This window comes from Mesorhizobium sp. GW821-FHT04C10 (genome assembly GCF_059420305.1).
Genome location: NZ_JBWKTL010000001.1, coordinates 3,499,677 through 3,516,044 on the forward strand (window position 1 = coordinate 3,499,677; position 16,368 = coordinate 3,516,044).

Genomic DNA, 16,368 nt, shown 5'->3' on the forward strand with positions numbered 1-16,368 from the left:
GTCATCCTCCGATCCTGCCGGTGAGGGCCAGCTTGAAGGTGCGGCCCTTGCCCTGTTCCGTTGCAGCCGTTGTCGACCATGCGCTTTGCGGGTCGGTGTAGGCGGTGTTGAAGACGTTATCGACGCCGAAATCGAGCTTGAGATTGTCGTTGATGGTCCAGTTGGCGAAGACGTTGACGAGGTTGAAGCCGTCGTTGACCACGGGTACGGCGTTGGGATTGGTGCGGCTGGTGCGGGTGATCTTGCCGACGCTGAGATATTGCGCGCCAATGGCGAGCTGGTCCTCCAGCATGCGCAAGCCGATCGTGGCCGAGAAGCGGTCGAGCGGCGTGTTGTTCAAAGCCTGGCCGGAATAGACCCCGCTGACGACCTTGGCGTCGATCAGCGCGCCTGCAAGATTGAGGAAGCCCCAGTTATAGTCGTAGACCATCTCGGCCTCGACACCCCTGAGGCGCGCGTCGCCAATGTTGATTGCCGTGCGCGGCAGGACGGTGAGGTCGACGTCGATGTAGTCCTCGACATCGGTGTGGAAGACGTTGACCTTGGCGCGCAGCCGGTCGCCCGCCGTCAGCACATCGTCGTACTTCACGTTGATGCCGGCCTCCCAGTTCTTCGCCGTTTCGGGCTGCAGCAGGAGATTGGGCCGGTAGCTGTCGGCGCCGCCATGCGCGCCGCCGCCACGGAAGACATCCTGCAGGCCGGGTGCCCGATAGCCTTCGGAATAGGTGCCGTAGAGCTGGAAGCCTTCGAAGGGCGTGACACCGACGGTCACGCGCGGCGACCAGCGGTCGCCGGAGATCGAGGCCTGTTGCGGCGGCACGGAGCGGGTCTCGCCGTCGAGCTGATAGCCGTCATAGCGCAGGGCCGTGATCACCTGCAGCCAGTTCTCGTAGTCGCCCTGCCATTGCAGGAAGCCGCCATAGCCCTGCTGTTCGCCGGCGCCGAAATGCGCTGCTTCCGAGGAGGCCTCTAGATAGTAATAGTCGAGCCCATAGGTCAGCGTGTGGGCGATGCCCAAGGCGTCGAAGCGCGAGGAGTTCCTCACGTTGAAGCCTGATGTCGCGACATCATAGAAGCGGAAGTTGCCGATCGCCGAAGTGGGCCAGACCTGCGTCTGCTCGGCGCGGGTGCGGTTGTGATAGGCGTTGGCGCTGAGGTCGATCAGGTCGTTGTCGTCAGGCTTCCAGGTGTAGGCGGCGGTGTAGGTCTGGTTGGTCGTGTTGGTGTCGTAGCGGCTCAGTGTCGGCGAGGTCGAGCCGCTCGAACCGGTGATCTGGTCGTTGTAGCGCTGCAGGATGGCGCCGAGCTTCAGCTCATGGCCGTCGGCCGGACGCAGCGTCGTCTTCAGATAACCGCTTGTCACGCGCTCGCCGGTCCATGGCACGGTGGCGCCATTGCCGTCGGTGTAACTGTCGCGGTCGCGATAGATGAGGTTGCCGATGATGTCGGCATCATCGCTGAATCGGTAAGCGCCGGTGGTGCTGGTGGTGAAGCCGTTGCCATTGCTTTCATAGCCGAGCTTCTCGCTCAGCGCCCAGCTCTCATCTTTCTTGAGAAAATCGCCGGCGTCCTTGGTCTCGAAGGAGACGACGCCACCAATGCCGCCCGAGCCATAGGCGTTGGACACCGGGCCGCGAATGACGGTGGCTTCCTTGATCAGGTCCGGCTCGACATAGAACGAGCCGGAGCCATGGCCGACGCGCCAGTAATCCTGGCGGGCACCGTCGAGGGTGACGACAACGCGGCCATACTGTTCCAGGCCGCGAATGTTGATGGCGGTCGCCGGGTCGTCGCCATTCATCGAGGCGGCGACGCCGGGCGTGGTGCGGAAAATGTCGGCGGCGGTGTCGGGCTGGATGCGGTTGAGCTCATCCTGGTCGACGGCGCTGATGGCGGCCATCGATTCGATGACGGCGGTCTTGATCATCGTCGCCGAGATGGTGATCACGTCGAGCATGGTCGCAGGCTGGCTCTGCTTGGCAGTGGCCGGCGCCAGGCGGTCGCTCTTGGTGGCGGCCTTTTTCTCCTGTTCCTGTTCCTGGGCGTTGGCGAAAGGCGCGGCGCAGAGGCCGAGCACGAAGGCGAGCGCGGTGCTGGCCATCAAAGTCGTGTTTGTTGTCGTTGTCATGCAAGCCCCCAAGCAAATGCAAACTGCTGGCGGTGGCTGAACGGCCCTGGCTGGCATAATTGGAATCCCTCGACCCAAACGGTCAGAGCAGGGGTCACATATTAAAACATGATGACATGAGTCAACTTTAAATTTATAGGCCAAGCCAGTCATCGAAAAGGCAAATGGACAGGAGTGAACGATGCAGGGCAGCGTAGGCGAGGGCAGGCGGAGTCCATGGTTCCAGCCGGGCAGGATCGTGGCGGTGCTGTTTCTGGCGCTGTCGGTGCTGGCACCGTCCTGCGGCTTCAAGGCGCTGGCCGCCGAGAGCGTTGTCGATGCGCTGGGGCGAACCGTCGCGCCGGGGCCGGCAACGAGAATCCTGACGCTTGGCTCCGATGTCACCGAGATCGTCCATGCGCTCGGCGCCGGCGAGCGCGTCATCGCGGTCGACCGGGGCAGCAAATATCCGCCCGAGGTGACCGAGAAGCCCAATGTCGGTTATCGCCGCCAGCTTTCGGTGGAAGGGCTGGCGGGCCTGCGTCCCGACCTGATCCTGGCGGCCGAGGACAGCGGGCCGCCGGAAGCGGTGGAGGTGCTGAAGTCGCTGGCGATCCCGATCATCTTTGTCCCGCAGGACAACACGCCAGACGGCATCGAACGCAAGATCACGCTGATCGCCGCCTCGCTCGGGCTCGAGGACAAGGGCAAGGCGGTTTCCGCCGAGGTGCTCGCCGCCTTCCAGGCCGCCGCCGAGCTGTCCGCGAAAATCCCGCTGGAGCGGCGCAAGAAGGTGGTGTTCTTCCATGGGCTGGTGAAGTTGAGCGCCGCCGGCGCCGGCACCTCGGCCGACGCCATCATCCGCTATGCCGGCGGCCTCAATCCCATGGATGTCGTGCAAGGCTACAAGGCCGCCTCGGAGGAGAAACTGGTGGAGATGGCGCCCGATGTGATCCTGATGATGAGCGACGGCAAGGGCGGGCCGACGCCGGAGCAGGTCTTCGCAAACCGCGCACTGGCGGCCACGCCCGCGGCGGCCAACAAGGCACTGATCGTGCTCGACGGCGCCTACATGATCGGCTTCGGCCCGCGCACATCGGACGCGATCCGCGACCTGGCGAAGGCGCTTTATCCGGAAGGGTGACCGCTGATCGATAACGCTGAACGGGGCTGACGGTTGGAGGTCAGCAAGATGCCCTCCTTCGGTTGATCATCGCTGAGATTCGGGGGTTGGCGAAAGCGCCTCCTCCCTTCGTCATCCACGGGCGGAGCAAGGAGCGAAGCGACGCGGCGCAGACCCGAGGATCCATGCCGCGACTCCTGAACGCCGCAACGGGTGCAGAATTTTGCGCCGCTGTGCCTCTCGTTGATGTCGCGGCATGTATCCCAGGGTCTCCGCGACGCCGCTTCGCGGCTGCTACGCCCTAGATGACGAAGTTATGGACGCTTCGGCCAATAGCCAAGGTATGCCGCTATGCCGCAGACCCGCACGGCGGGCTCTTTGCGTCGGAGAGCTCCCCTCCCGAACAAACTTGCCGGGCCGGCACAAACCTTGGCACGATATTCTAGTCCTTGCGGTTGACCGCAAAGGCGTTCTTCAGCCTATAATTCTACTAAATTCATAGACTAACTGCGGTCGTTCAGCGCGCCCGTGGCATAGCCCGTGAAACAGGTGGAAAAGGGAGCGCATCGATGCCGAAGACAGAATCCAATCCGATCGAGCTTGGCACCAAGGCGGCAGACTTCCTGTTGCCCGACGCGCAGGGCGTGTTGCACCGGCTGGCCGATTTCGACGCCAGGCCGGCCCCGCTCGTCGCCTTCATCTCCAACCGCTGCCCGTTCGTCGTGCTGATCCGCGAGCAACTCGCCGCCTTCGCCAGGGATTATGCGGCCAAGGGGCTGCAGGTGGTGGCGATCAACGCTAACGACCATGAGGCGCACCCCGAGGAGACGCTCGCCCGCATCGGTGAGGAAGCTGAGAAATTCGGCTATTCCTTCCCCTATCTCAAGGACGCCTCGCAGCAGACGGCCAAGGCCTATGGCGCGGCCTGCACGCCTGATTTCTTCCTGTTCGGCGCCGATCGCCGGCTGGCCTATCACGGCCAGTTCGACGATGCGCGGCCGGGCAATGGCAAGGAGGTGACGGGTGCCGATCTGCGCGCCGCGGTCGATACGGTGCTGGAGGGCGGCAAGCCTGCAACCGATCAGGCGCCGTCGATCGGCTGCAACATCAAATGGAGCGCCGGCAATGAGCCGGTGTGGTTCGCGGGCGCGGCCCGTGCCGCCTGAAGCGGCCGCGGCCAGCCTTGAATCGATCGCCGAGTAGCCATGCCCCAGCCACAACGATCCGTGTCCGACAGCTTGCATCTGCAGGCCGATGTGCTGGTGCTCGGCGGTGGGCCGTCCGCGGCCTGGGCGGCGGTCGCGGCGGCTGAGAGCGGCGCCAAGGTCGTGCTGGCCGACAAGGGCTATCTCGGCACCAGCGGCGCCACCGCGCCGTCCAACACAGGCACATGGTGCGTGCCGCCGGGTGACAACAGGCATGCCGTGGTCGAGCGGCGCTGGCAGCGCACCGGCGAGCTTGCCGACCAACGCTGGATGCTGCGCTGCGTCGACACCGCCTACCGCAATCTGCTCCGGCTTTCCGAATGGGGTTATCCCTTCCCCAGCGAGGAGGACGGCCGGCTCTACATCGCCAATCTGCGCGGGCCCGACTACATGCGCTTCATGCGCCGCCGCGTGCTTCTGGCCGGCGTCACCGTGCTCGACCATCACCCGGCACTCGAACTGCTTTCGGACGGCGATGCCATCGTCGGCGCCGCCGGTGTCGCCCGGCAGGCGGGCCATGACTGGCGCGTCGACGCCAGTGCCGTGGTGCTGGCGACCGGCGGCTGCGCCTTTCGGGAGCGCATCCTCGGCGGCACCGGCCTGACCGGTGACGGCTATCTGATGGCGGCGGAGGCCGGCGCCAGCCTGTCGGGCATGGAGTTCACCGGCAAGTACACGCTGGCGCCTTATGGTTCGTCGCTGAACAAGGGGCTGCCGTTCCGCTGGGCCTCGTTCCATCGCGAGGATGGTTCGCCGATCCTGGGACCCACCGGCGAGCCGTTGCGCAACGGCATTGGCGACCGCGAGGAAGAGGTGGCGCGCGCGCTGATCGACGGCCCGGTCTATGCGCGGCTCGATCAGGCCGAGCCGGCGCTGCAGGGCTGGCTGCGCCAGGGCCAGCCGAACTGTTTCGCGCCCTACGATCGCGCCGGCATAGATCCGTTCACCGAACTGTTCCGCATCACGTTGCGCGCCGAAGGCACAGTGCGCGGCACCGGCGGCATCGACATCGTCTCCGACGATTGCGCCACCGGCGTGCCCGGTCTCTACGTCGCCGGCGACGCTGCCAGCCGCGAGATCATGACCGGTGCGGTGTCGGGCGGCGGCGCCGTCAATTCATCCTGGGCGCTGGCCAGCGGCTGGTGGGCCGGCAAGGGCGCCTCGACCCACGCCAAGCGTCGCGGCGGCAAGGCGTTCCGCAATGCTTCACGGCCGCTCGGTCAGGCTGGCTTGAGGCCGGCGGCATCGCCGCGCGCCGACATCGCCGCAAGCGAGGTGATCGACGCCGTGCGCAATGAGGTGACGCCGCTCGACGGGAATTTCTTCCGCACAGGCGCCGGCCTGGAGCGAAGCCGGGAGCGGCTGGAGAGCGTCTGGCGCGACGTGCGCGACCATCTGCAAAGCGAGGGGCTGGACCGGGTCCGCGCCCGCGAGGCGGCATCGATCGCCGCTGCCGGGCGCTGGTCGGTGGCGGCCGCGCTGCATCGCACCGAGAGCCGTGGCATGCATCGGCGCACCGATCTGCCGGGCAAGAGCCCTGATTTGGCGCATCGGCTGGTGATCACCGGCGTCGACCAATTCCGTATCGAAGGCGCCCCCGAGCGGCTCGCGGAGCTGGCGTCATGATCGAGATCGTCTCCGCCACGCGCTGCATCGAGTGCGACATCTGCGTCAAGGTATGCCCGACCAACGTCTTCGACGCGACTGACAACGGCGCCCCCATTATCGCGCGCCAGGACGACTGCCAAACCTGCTTCCTCTGCGAGATCTATTGCCCGACGGACGCGCTTTACGTCGCCGAATTCGCCGAAGGGCCGACCGGCATCAGCGAGGCGGAAGTCGAGGAGCGGCTTCTGTTCGGCTCCTATGCCCGGGCGCTCGGCTGGAAGCGCGGCAAGGCCGGCGGCTCGGAATTCGACCCGACGCACCACATCCGCGTGGCGCAATAGGAGGGGACAAGATCATGGACCGCATCGTCGTCAGCGACATCAAGAAAACCTTCCAGCTCAAGCCCGGGCAGTTCGTCACCGTCGACGGCGAGGCGACCGATCGCGTCACCGTGCTCGATGGCGTCGACCTGTCCATCCGCAAGGGCGAGTTCATCACGCTTGTCGGGCCGAGCGGCTCCGGCAAATCGGTGCTGCTCGACATTATCGGCGGGTTGACGCAGGCGACTGCCGGGGACGTTCAGCTCGACGGAAGGCGGATCACCAGGCCCGATCCCAAGACCGGCTATGTCTTCCAGCAATACGCGCTGTTCCCCTGGCGCACGGCGCTGGCCAACATCGAATACGCGCTGGAGGTGCGCGGCGTCGGCAAGGCGGAGCGTACGGCCACCGCCCGTCACCTGCTGTCGCTGTTCGGCCTTGCCGGCTTCGAGGACCGTTTCCCCAACCAGCTCTCCGGCGGCATGCAACAACGCGTCGCAATTGCGCGGGCGCTGGCCAGCAACCCTGAAGTGCTGTTGATGGATGAGCCCTTCGCCGCTCTCGACCAGCAGACGCGCGAGTTGCTGCAAGGCGAACTGCTCAGGATCTGGGGCAAGATCAAGACGACGGTCATTTTCGTCACCCACTCCATCGACGAGGCGATCTTCCTCGCCGACCGGGTGGTGGTGATGACCGCACGGCCAGGCGCGGTGAAGGAGATCATCGATATCGACCTGCCACGGCCGCGCGATGGCGATATCCGCGCCAGCATCGCCTTCAACGATTATCGCGCCCGCGTCTGGGACGTGCTGCGCGACGAGGTCAACAAGGCGCAGAAGGACTGGACGCTGTCGCCAGCCTTCAGCCATTGAGGAGCTAGAGCCATGGCCTATCTGACCGAAAAGCTTGGCCCCGCCATCGGTTTTCGCAGCGTTGCCGGGGCGGCGCCAAAGGTTGGTCGAGCCGCCAAGGCCCGACGGAAGAGTGCGCATTTCGGCACTTTCGTCTACGGCTTGCCGCTGCTCGGCCTGTTCTTCCTGCTGTGGGAGATCGCGCCGCGGTTGGGCTGGCTCAACCGCATCTTCTTTCCGCCGCTGAGCGAGGTGATGGTGGCGTGGTGGAACCTGCTCGCCTCGGGTGTGCTGATCGAACATATCGGCATCAGCCTGCAGCGCGCGGCGATCGGCTTCGCGCTCGGCGTGGTGGTGGCCATACCGCTTGGCCTCTTGATGGGGCGCTATGCGCTGTTCGAGAAGGTCAGCGACCTCCTGGTGCAGACGCTGCGCAACACCTCGCAATTCGCGCTGCTGCCGGTGTTCATCCTGCTGCTCGGCATTGGCGAGGAATCGAAGGTGGCGATCACCTTCTACTCCTCGGTGTTCTTCCTGCTGGTCAATACGATCAGCGGCGTCAAATCGGTCGATCCGCTGCTGATCAAGGCGGCACGCTCGATGGGCACGTCCGACTTCGACCTGTTCCGCAAGGTCATCCTGCCGGCCAGCATTCCCTCGATCGTCGCCGGCGCGCGGCTGGCGGTCAAATCCTCGCTGTTCGCTGTCATCGGCGCCGAGATGCTGGCGGCCAAATCCGGCCTCGGCTTCCTCATCCAGAACTCGCAGCTGATGATGGAGACGGCCGACATGTATGCCGGCATCCTGACGCTCACCGTCATCGGGCTCACCGTCAACTACCTGCTCGTCTGGTTCGAACGCTGGGCGACCGCCTGGAAGGGCCAGTCCGAGTCTTCGCTCATTTAAGCCATTCATTCCAATCAGGAAGGATTTTCCCATGACCAGCATCGCATTCGATGGATTTCGCCGGCTGCTCCTGAAGGGCGCCATTGCCGTCGTCATCGGCCTTGGGGGCATGCCCGCCTTCGCGCAGGACAAGCCCGATGTGATCCGCATCGGCAGCACCGCGCCCGGGCATCTCAAATTCATCCTCGCCCAGAAGGACGGCTGGTGGGACAAGGAATTCGCCAAGGACGGCATCAAGGTTGAACTGGTGACCTTCAATGGCGGCTCGGAGGCGACGACGGCGTTGGCCACCGGCGCCATCGAGGTGACCTACACCGGCAACAACCCCGCGCTGCGCGTCGCCGCGTCCGGCGCCGATGTCAAGCTGATCGGCCTGTCGAGCTATGTCAGGGCGGGCGGCTCCTACGTCGTCGTCAAGGCCGACTCGCCGCTGAAGACCCTGCAAGACCTCAAGGGCAGGAAGGTCGCCTATCTCACCGGCACGGTGCGGCATTCGAATTTCAGCAAGGCGCTGAACAGCGTCGGCCTGACGACGAATGACGTCGAGGGGCTGAACCTGCCTTTCGAGGCCTCCGGCCCGGCACTGCTGCGCGGTGATATCGACGCCATCGTCGAGACGGACTCGACAGCGGCCAAGCTGGTCGACACCGGCGAGGCGCGTGTGCTGTTCGACACCGGCACGCATCCGGAATGGAACGTGCCCAACGTCATCTCGGTCAATGGCGCCTTCGCGGCGAAATATCCTGACCTGGTCAAGCGGCTGCTGAAGGTCGATATCGAGATTTCACGCTGGGCCGACGCGCATCCCGACGAGACGATCAAGACCTTTGTCGAGGCGACCAAATCGTCGGAAAAGTCAGTGCGCAAGACCTATGCCGACGGCGTGTTCCACCAGGATCCCAAACTCACCGACGAGGCCATCGACGCCCTGAAGGGCGAGGAGAAATTCATGGCTGGCGCCGGGCTTTTGAAAGGTTCGATCGATTACGGCAAATGGGTCGACAAGAGTTTTGTCGACGCCGCTGAAGCCCAGCTGGCCGCCGTCCAATAATTGTAACCCGGACATTCATGAGGTCGCGCCAACCAGGCGCGACCGTCGTTTCCGGCAGCAGCTCGTCTGCCCGGTGATCCTGTCGCTGATGGCAATGGTGATGGGAATTGATGGTGCTGGCCTTGGCTGACCGGCAAGCCATGGCGCTATATGCTGTCCTCCAGGGAGGAATGGATGGCAGGCACGGATTTCGAACCAGATGTGAAGGTTCGCACCAGGGAATGCCGGATCGGCTGCGTCGGTGCGGGCATGATCATGGCGGAATGCCATCTGGCCGCCTATGCGCAGGCTGGCTTCCCGGTGGTGGCGATCGCCTCGCGGACGAAGGCCAGCGCCGAGAAGGTGGCCAGGCGCTGGGATATTCCGATCGTTCACGACACGCCCGAGCAATTGATCGAGGATTCCAAGGTCGAGATTGTCGACCTTGCCTTTCCGCCGGACCAGCAGCCGGCTCTCATCCGTCACGCGCTGAGGCAGCCCCACATCAAGGCGATCCTGGCGCAGAAGCCTTTGGCGCTGTCGGTTGAGGAAGCCGTCAAGCTGCGCGACGAGGCGGCCAGGTCCGGCAAGATCCTCTCGGTCAACCAGAATATGCGCTACGACCAGTCGATGCGCGTGCTGAAGCAGATCATCGACAGCGGCGCGCTGGGCGACATCGTCTTCGCCCAGATCGACATGCACGCCATCCCGCACTGGCAGGCTTTCCTTGCCGACTACGACCGGCTGACGCTCGCCAATATGAGCGTGCATCATCTCGACGTGTTGCGCTTCCTGTTCGGCGATCCCCAGGAAATCACGACGCTGACGCGCAAGGATCCGCGCACGGCCTTCGACCATTCCGACGGCATCACCGTGTCGACTTTGCGCTTTCCTTCCGGGGTGCTCGCCGTTTCGCTGGAGGATGTCTGGTCCGGTCCGCGTGAGCAGGGCTATCGTGACGACCAGCACATCAACTGGCGTGTCGACGGCACCAGGGGCGTCGCCAAGGGCACGATCGGCTGGCCGACGGGCGTCGCTTCGACGCTGACCTATGCCTCGACGGAGACGACGGGCGGCGAATGGGTGACGCCCAGCTGGGACACGATGTGGTTTCCACACGCCTTCATCGGTGTGATGGAGCAACTGCAATATGCGGTGAAGACCGGCACGCCACCGGCACTCTCCGTTGCCGACAACGTCAAGACCATGGCGCTGGTCGAGGCCGGCTACCGCTCGATGGCGGAAGGCCGCACCGTCCGGCTTTCCGAAATCCCGACCAACTGAAATACGGACCGCGCAAAAAGCGTGGCGGCTGAATCGCTTACCGGGAGGAGTTCACATCATGATGCAGGCAGGGATATTCACCGGCTACTTTCCCTACGAACTCGACGAGGCTGCCAGGCGCATCCGCGCGCTCGGTTTCAACACCGTGCAGCTCGATCTGCATTTCCGGGATATCGATCTCACCGCCGGGCAGATCACACGGGACAAGGCCAGAAAAGTGCGAGACACGTTCCGCGATCACAATCTGCCGGTGTGCTGCATTTCCGGCTATACAAACATCATCCATCCCGACAAGGCCGAGCGCGAGCAACGCGTCGGCTATCTCAAGGAAATCATCCGCAACGCGCGCGAATTCGGTTCGCCCTACGTGATTTCGGAGACCGGAACCTACAACACCGAGTCCGACTGGGTGCATGACCCCAGGAACAAGACCGAGGAGGGTTTCGAGGAATGCCGCAAGGTGATTTCGGACCTTGCCCAGACCGCATATGACCACGGCGCGGTCTTCCTGCTCGAAACCTATGTCAACAATGTCGTGGGTTCGGTCGAGGAGACGGTGAAGATGTTCGCGCAGGTCGACCATCCCGGCCTCGGCCTGCTGATGGACCCGACCAATTACTTCGAAGCGCATAACATCGACCGCATGGACCAGGTGCTGAACCAGGTGTTCGACACGCTGAGCGACAAGATCCGGATCGCGCATGCCAAGGATGTGAAGCGCTCGGGCAGCGACAAGACGGAGAAGCATGCCGACATCGGCGATGCAGACGCGCATGAGGGACTGACGTTCCGTGGTGTCGGCGAGATCGAGCTGCCGGCGCCTGGCCTGGGCTCGCTCAACTATGATCTTTATCTGAGGCGCCTCAGCGAAAAGCACCCGAACATCCCTGTCATCATCGAGCATCTGACCGAGGATGACGTGCCGCGCGCGAAAACATTCCTCGACGGAAAATTCCGCGCCAACGGTCTCTAAGTCCAAAGAGATAGAGCAGGATGTCGTCCAAAAACCGCTTCACACTTTTCGACATCATGCTCTCGAGGCGACGATGACGACGATGGCAAGAAAGCGCGATTACAGCCTGGTCGGCGAAAGCACACGCAGGGCGATCGAGACCGGCCTGGCCTCTGCCGAGTGGTACCACACCGACGTGCCGCGCAAGGCGATGAAGGAACTGATGCAGCGCTTGGACGGGCCGGCCATCCGCGACACGGTGATCTGGCTCGCTGTCATCGTGGGTTCGGCCGCCGGCATCGTCTGGTTCTGGGGTTCGTGGTGGGTGGTGCCGTTCCTGTTCGTCTATGGCGTGCTCTACGGCTCGTCGAGCGACTCTCGCTGGCACGAATGCGGCCACGGCACGGCCTTCCGCACGCGCTGGATGAACGATGTCGTCTATCACATCGCCTCCTTCATGCTGATGCGCAATCCCGTGCAATGGCGCTGGAGCCATGCCCGCCACCACACCGACACCATCATCGTCGGCCGCGACGCCGAGATCGCCGTGATGCGTCCGCCGGATCTGTTGAAGGCAGCGCTCGCCTTCACCGGCATTCTCGATTTCCGCTATTCGCTGCCGACGCTGGTGCGCCAGGCCTTCGGCACGCTGTCGGCGGAGGAGAAGAGCTACATCCCCGAAATGGAACAGCACAAGGCCGTGGTCGCCGCCCGCTGGCACGTGGCCATCTATGTCGCGACGATCGCTCTTGCGATCGCGCTGAGGTCATGGATACCGCTGGTGCTGATCGGCCTGCCGCGCCTTTACGGCACCTGGCACATGGTGACGACCGGCCTGCTGCAGCATATCGGCCTTGCCGACAATGTCGTCGACCACCGGCTCAACACGCGCACCGTCTACATGAACCCGATCAGCCGGTTCATCTACTGGAACATGAATTACCATGTCGAGCACCACATGTTCCCCATGGTGCCGTATCACGCGCTGCCCAGGCTGCACGAACTGATCAAACACGATCTGCCGGAGCCGAACCCGTCGATGTGGCATGCCTATCGCGAGGTCTGGCCAGTCCTGCTCAGGCAGCTGAAATACGAGGATTTTTATCTCAAGCGCGAATTGCCGCCGACGGCCAGGCCCTATCGTGGCGAGTTCCACGAGGTCGATATGTCGGCGGCCGCCGAATAGCGATCGCGAAGTGTTGGCAGGAGACCGAGATGGCCGATTGGGTTGAAGCGTGCGCGGTGGATGACGTCGAGGAGGAGGATGTCATCCGCTTCGACCATGGCGGCCGTACCTTCGCGGTCTACCGCTCACCGGACGATCAGTTCTTCGCCACCGACGGCTATTGCACGCATGAGAAGGCGCATCTGGCCGACGGGCTGGTGATGGACGACATCATCGAATGCCCCAAGCATAATGGCCGTTTCAACTACAAGACCGGCCAGGCCAAGGGCGCGCCGGTCTGCGTCAATCTCGCGACCTATCCGGTGAAGATCGAGGCCGGTAAGGTGATGATCCAGATTTGACGCGCGGCAACCGACCCAGCACCTGGCAAGCAATAGAGGGGATGTTCTAATGAGCCGAAAGAGACCGACCGTCGCCGATCTGCGCGCCATGAAGGGCAAGCGCCAGCTGACCATGCTGCGCGTGCTGACGCTTGATGAGGCGGAGGCCGCCGAACGGGCAGGGGTCGACATCGTGTCGGTGTCGCCCGAACTGGTGCTCAACCCGCAATATCGCGATGCCGCACCCAGCCTGTTCACCATGCCGGGCGAAAACTTCTTCGAGATCGGCACGGCGGATGATTTCCTGCGCTGGGCGTTCCGGCTCTACAAGGCCGGTGCCGACGCGGTCTATTGCAGCGCCGGCTATGCCACGATCAAGCGGATGGCCGACGATGCCATTCCCGTCATCGGCCATGTCGGCCTCATTCCGTCCCGCGCCACCTGGACCGGCGGCTTCAAGGCGGTCGGCAAGACCGCCGACACCGCCATCCAGGTCTTCGAAGCGGTGAAGCAGCTGGAGGCCGCCGGCGCCATCGGCGCGGAGATCGAAGTGGTGCCGGTGGAGGTGGCCAAGGCCATCTCGGAGCGGACCTCGCTGATCATGCTGTCGATGGGGGCGGGCACCGGCTGCGACGCGCAATATCTGTTCGCCGAGGATATCCTTGGCCAGAACCGGGGTCACATGCCGCGCCACTCCAAGGTCTATCGCAATTTCGCCGCCGAATATGACCGGCTGCAGGCGGAGCGGGTGGCGGCATTCTCCGAATATGTCGCCGACGTCAACAGTGGCGCCTATCCCGAGGACAGGCACATCGTGCACATGGACCCGGCCGAACTCGGCCTGTTCATGAAAAGGGTAGACGCAAAGAGCTGATTATTCGGTTTCCTGGCTGACCGTCGCAGCGCCTTGCCACGCTCCATCGGCGAGCATGGCGTGGAGCACCTCGGCGTCGGTTCCCAGCGGCCGGTCGTCTTTCAGCATCGATACATGCGCGCGCACCGCCGCATAGATCGAGCCGGTGCGTGGTCCCAGCGTCGACCCTTCACGCAGGTCGACGGCCTGGGCGGCGGCCATCAGCTCGAAGGCTATCAGCCGCCGCCACAGCGCGATCATCCCGGCGCATTTGGCAACGGCGAGGGGGGACTGGGTCGCATGGTCCTCGACACCTTCCGATACCGGCAGGAAGTCGAGCATCACAGGATTGGCCTTGTGGCGAATGGCGGCCAGGATCGATGTCGCCGTCTTCTGCAGCGGCACGAAGCCGGCCGACGCGCCGCCGACCGGCGACAGGTATTTCGCCAGGCCGTTGCGTCCCGAGCCGGTGAGCTGAATGAAGCGGGCGACGCTAGCGGCGGCGCATTGCGCGATCGCCAGGCTGAGCGTCTCGAAAGCGAGCGAAAGAGCGGCCGTGTGGAAATTGCCGGTCGACAGCACCAGTTCGTCATCGCCGAGCACCAGCGGGTTGTCGGCGGCGGCATTGAGCTCGATCTCGACGGCACGTTTCGCCTGGCCGATCGCCTCGATCAGCGCGCCGTGGATCGACGGCATGCAGCGGATCGACAGCGGGTCCTGCAGGGTGGTCGGCGCCGGCGGCTCGTCGCGGGCCAGCAGATCGTGCAGGGCCTTGGCGGCTTCCTGTTGGCCGGCGGCCGGTCGTGCCATGTGCAGGCGCGGATCGAGGATGGTGCGGTTGGCGCCAAGACCTTCCATGGTCAGCGCGCCGGCCTGCTGCTGCTGGGCCAGCGCCGACAGCGCATCAGTTACCGCCAGCGCGCCGCTGCCGGAGGAGACCGCCGAGGCGTTGATCAGCGACAGCCCGTCCTTGGGTGCCAGGCTGATGGGCGCAAGGCGGCCCATCATCAGCGCCTTGGCCGCCGGCATGCGGCGGCCCTGATAGTCGACTTCACCTTCGCCGATCAGCACACGGGCAAGCGCGGTCATGAGCACGAGGTCGCCGGCGCCGATCGAGCCGAGCGACGGCATCACCGGGTGGACACCCGCATTGAGCACGTCGACCAGAGCGACGAAGACAGCGGGCGAGAGGCCGGAGCCGCCGGCCGACAGCATCGCCAGGCGGGCGACCATTGTTGCCCGCACCGCCTCAACCGGTAGCGCCTCGCCGACCGCGCCGCTGCGCCCTTCCAGCAATTGGCGCTGGAAGGCACTGGCGTCGCCCTCGACCGCTGTGCCGAGATTGGCGCCGAGCCCGGTGTTCAGCCCGTATATGGGCTGGCCGGAGGCTGCGGCCTGGTCGAGCACTTTCCGTGCCTTGTCCAGCCTGCCGAGGACATCGGGGCCGATCTCCACCTTGCGGGCTGCGCGGGCGACGGTGGCGATATCGCCGACACTGACAGCGGCTCCGGTGAGGACGAGCGCGCTCATGCGAAACGCAGCCTCTGGCCGATGCCTTTTTCTCCTGCCTTGGCGAGCATCGCCTTGCCGAGCGCAATGTCGGACAGCGACAGGCCGCGATGCCAGAACAGGATGGTCTCGTCGTCGCTCTGCCTGCCAGGCTTGAGGCCGGCGGCGATCTGGCCGAGTTCGGCATGCAGCGTCTTTTCGCTGAGCCGCCCGGTCTCGACATGGGCCCGCAGCGAGCCGAACTTGCCGCCCTTGCACTGGCCCCAGTCGTCGACCACCATCTTCTGCATGATGTCGGTCAGCGACAGCTCCACCGCGCTCATCGTGCCATAGGGCACGACCAGCGCGCCGGGCTTGATCCATTCGGTCTTGAGCAGCGGCTGAGGCTCCGGCAGCCGCGAGGCCTCGACAACGATGTCGGCACCTTCGATGCAGCTCTTCCAGTCGGCGACCGCCGTCACTTTCTTGCCGAGGTCGGCGGAGAGCCTGGCGGCAAAGCCGTCACGGCTTTCCGGGCGGCGCGAATGGACGCGGATCTCGTCGAAGTCGAAGAGATGGTCAAGCAGGCGCACGTTCCAATAGGCGGTGCCGCGCGCGCCGATATGGGCGAGCACCTTGGAGTTCTTGCGTGCCAGATGCTTCGCGCCGATGGCGGTGACGGCGCCGGTGCGCATGTCGGTGATGACCGTGGCATCGAGGATGGCACGCGGCGTGCCGGTGCGCGGATCGAACAGGTTGAGAATGCCGAATTCAGAGGGCAGGCCATGCAGATAGTTGTCGACATAGTCGCCGACGATCTTCACGCCCGCCGCATCGAGTGGCGCCACATAGCCGCGCAGGACGTTGAAATGGCCGTGGAAGGATGGGTCCGGTTCCAGGTGAACACGCGGCTCGATCACGGTCTGGCCCTTGCCCTGAGCGACCAGGCCGGCCTCGACGGCGGCAATGATTTCGCCGTCGGTCATGGCAAGCGCATCGATGTCGAGAGCATTGAGGTAGTCGATGTAGATGGGCTTCATTTTATGCGCGCCCTTTTCCTTTGTCGCCCCGCTCATCCCATAGCAGGCCGCGAGGCGACACGAAAGTTTGTTGCGCTGGCTATGGACGCAGTCGG

General features: G+C 64.4%; 15 protein-coding genes. 12 read left to right on the forward strand and 3 right to left on the reverse strand.

Annotated elements, in window-relative coordinates; genetic code table 11:
• Window position 1: 1 nt before the first annotated feature.
• Window positions 2–2,128 (reverse strand): TonB-dependent hemoglobin/transferrin/lactoferrin family receptor, encoded by a 2,127-nt coding sequence (locus tag AC07UC_RS17020; RefSeq protein WP_494906815.1) that lies wholly within the window; start codon window positions 2,126–2,128, stop codon window positions 2–4.
• Window positions 2,129–2,309: 181 nt separating this feature from the next.
• On the opposite strand from AC07UC_RS17020, the gene AC07UC_RS17025 reads away from it, so the two are divergent.
• The 12 genes from AC07UC_RS17025 to AC07UC_RS17080 all read left to right on the forward strand — a co-directional run bounded on the left by AC07UC_RS17025 (window position 2,310) and on the right by AC07UC_RS17080 (window position 13,766).
• The gene (locus AC07UC_RS17025) at window positions 2,310–3,251 is read left to right on the forward strand and encodes a heme/hemin ABC transporter substrate-binding protein (protein WP_494906816.1); all 942 of its coding nucleotides are present in this window, start codon (window positions 2,310–2,312) and stop codon (window positions 3,249–3,251) included.
• 548 nt (window positions 3,252–3,799) lie between these two features.
• Window positions 3,800–4,396 carry a thioredoxin family protein gene (locus tag AC07UC_RS17030; RefSeq protein ID WP_494906817.1) on the forward strand — a complete coding sequence of 199 codons (597 nt, stop codon included), beginning with the start codon at window positions 3,800–3,802 and terminating at the stop codon, window positions 4,394–4,396.
• A 39-nt stretch (window positions 4,397–4,435) separates the two neighbouring features.
• Window positions 4,436–6,061 (forward strand): FAD-binding protein, encoded by a 1,626-nt coding sequence (locus AC07UC_RS17035; protein ID WP_494906818.1) that lies wholly within the window; start codon window positions 4,436–4,438, stop codon window positions 6,059–6,061.
• Window positions 6,058–6,384, forward strand: a complete 327-nt coding sequence (locus tag AC07UC_RS17040; RefSeq protein WP_140775674.1) for a 4Fe-4S dicluster domain-containing protein — start codon at window positions 6,058–6,060, stop codon at window positions 6,382–6,384. Before AC07UC_RS17035 ends, AC07UC_RS17040 begins: the two co-directional genes overlap by 4 nt.
• 14 nt (window positions 6,385–6,398) lie before the next feature.
• Entirely contained in the window at window positions 6,399–7,235 is an 837-nt protein-coding gene (locus AC07UC_RS17045) for an ABC transporter ATP-binding protein (RefSeq protein WP_140775675.1), read from the forward strand.
• Window positions 7,236–7,247: 12 nt separating this feature from the next.
• Window positions 7,248–8,120, forward strand: a complete 873-nt coding sequence (locus AC07UC_RS17050) for an ABC transporter permease (RefSeq protein WP_140775676.1) — start codon at window positions 7,248–7,250, stop codon at window positions 8,118–8,120.
• A 31-nt stretch (window positions 8,121–8,151) separates the two neighbouring features.
• A complete protein-coding gene (locus AC07UC_RS17055; RefSeq protein ID WP_494906819.1) occupies window positions 8,152–9,171 on the forward strand; it encodes an aliphatic sulfonate ABC transporter substrate-binding protein in 1,020 nt (339 codons plus the stop codon).
• A gap of 174 nt (window positions 9,172–9,345) precedes the next feature.
• Window positions 9,346–10,434 carry a Gfo/Idh/MocA family protein gene (locus AC07UC_RS17060; protein WP_494906820.1) on the forward strand — a complete coding sequence of 363 codons (1,089 nt, stop codon included), beginning with the start codon at window positions 9,346–9,348 and terminating at the stop codon, window positions 10,432–10,434.
• A 58-nt stretch (window positions 10,435–10,492) separates the two neighbouring features.
• Entirely contained in the window at window positions 10,493–11,407 is a 915-nt protein-coding gene (locus AC07UC_RS17065) for a sugar phosphate isomerase/epimerase family protein (RefSeq protein WP_494906821.1), read from the forward strand.
• Between the two features lie 73 nt (window positions 11,408–11,480).
• Window positions 11,481–12,572, forward strand: a complete 1,092-nt coding sequence (locus AC07UC_RS17070) for a fatty acid desaturase family protein (protein WP_494906822.1) — start codon at window positions 11,481–11,483, stop codon at window positions 12,570–12,572.
• Between the two features lie 29 nt (window positions 12,573–12,601).
• Window positions 12,602–12,913: a MocE family 2Fe-2S type ferredoxin gene (locus AC07UC_RS17075; RefSeq protein WP_140775681.1), complete on the forward strand. Its 312-nt coding sequence runs from the start codon at window positions 12,602–12,604 to the stop codon at window positions 12,911–12,913.
• A gap of 49 nt (window positions 12,914–12,962) precedes the next feature.
• The gene (locus tag AC07UC_RS17080) at window positions 12,963–13,766 is read left to right on the forward strand and encodes a 3-methyl-2-oxobutanoate hydroxymethyltransferase (protein WP_494906823.1); all 804 of its coding nucleotides are present in this window, start codon (window positions 12,963–12,965) and stop codon (window positions 13,764–13,766) included.
• Here the strand turns inward: AC07UC_RS17080 and AC07UC_RS17085 are convergent, their stop codons facing one another.
• Both AC07UC_RS17085 and AC07UC_RS17090 read right to left on the reverse strand, forming a co-directional pair.
• Window positions 13,767–15,275, reverse strand: coding sequence for an HAL/PAL/TAL family ammonia-lyase (locus tag AC07UC_RS17085; RefSeq protein ID WP_494906824.1), 1,509 nt, complete (start codon window positions 15,273–15,275; stop codon window positions 13,767–13,769).
• The gene (locus tag AC07UC_RS17090; RefSeq protein WP_140775684.1) at window positions 15,272–16,273 is read right to left on the reverse strand and encodes an ornithine cyclodeaminase family protein; all 1,002 of its coding nucleotides are present in this window, start codon (window positions 16,271–16,273) and stop codon (window positions 15,272–15,274) included. Before AC07UC_RS17090 ends, AC07UC_RS17085 begins: the two co-directional genes overlap by 4 nt.
• Between the last annotated feature and the right edge of the window lie 95 nt (window positions 16,274–16,368).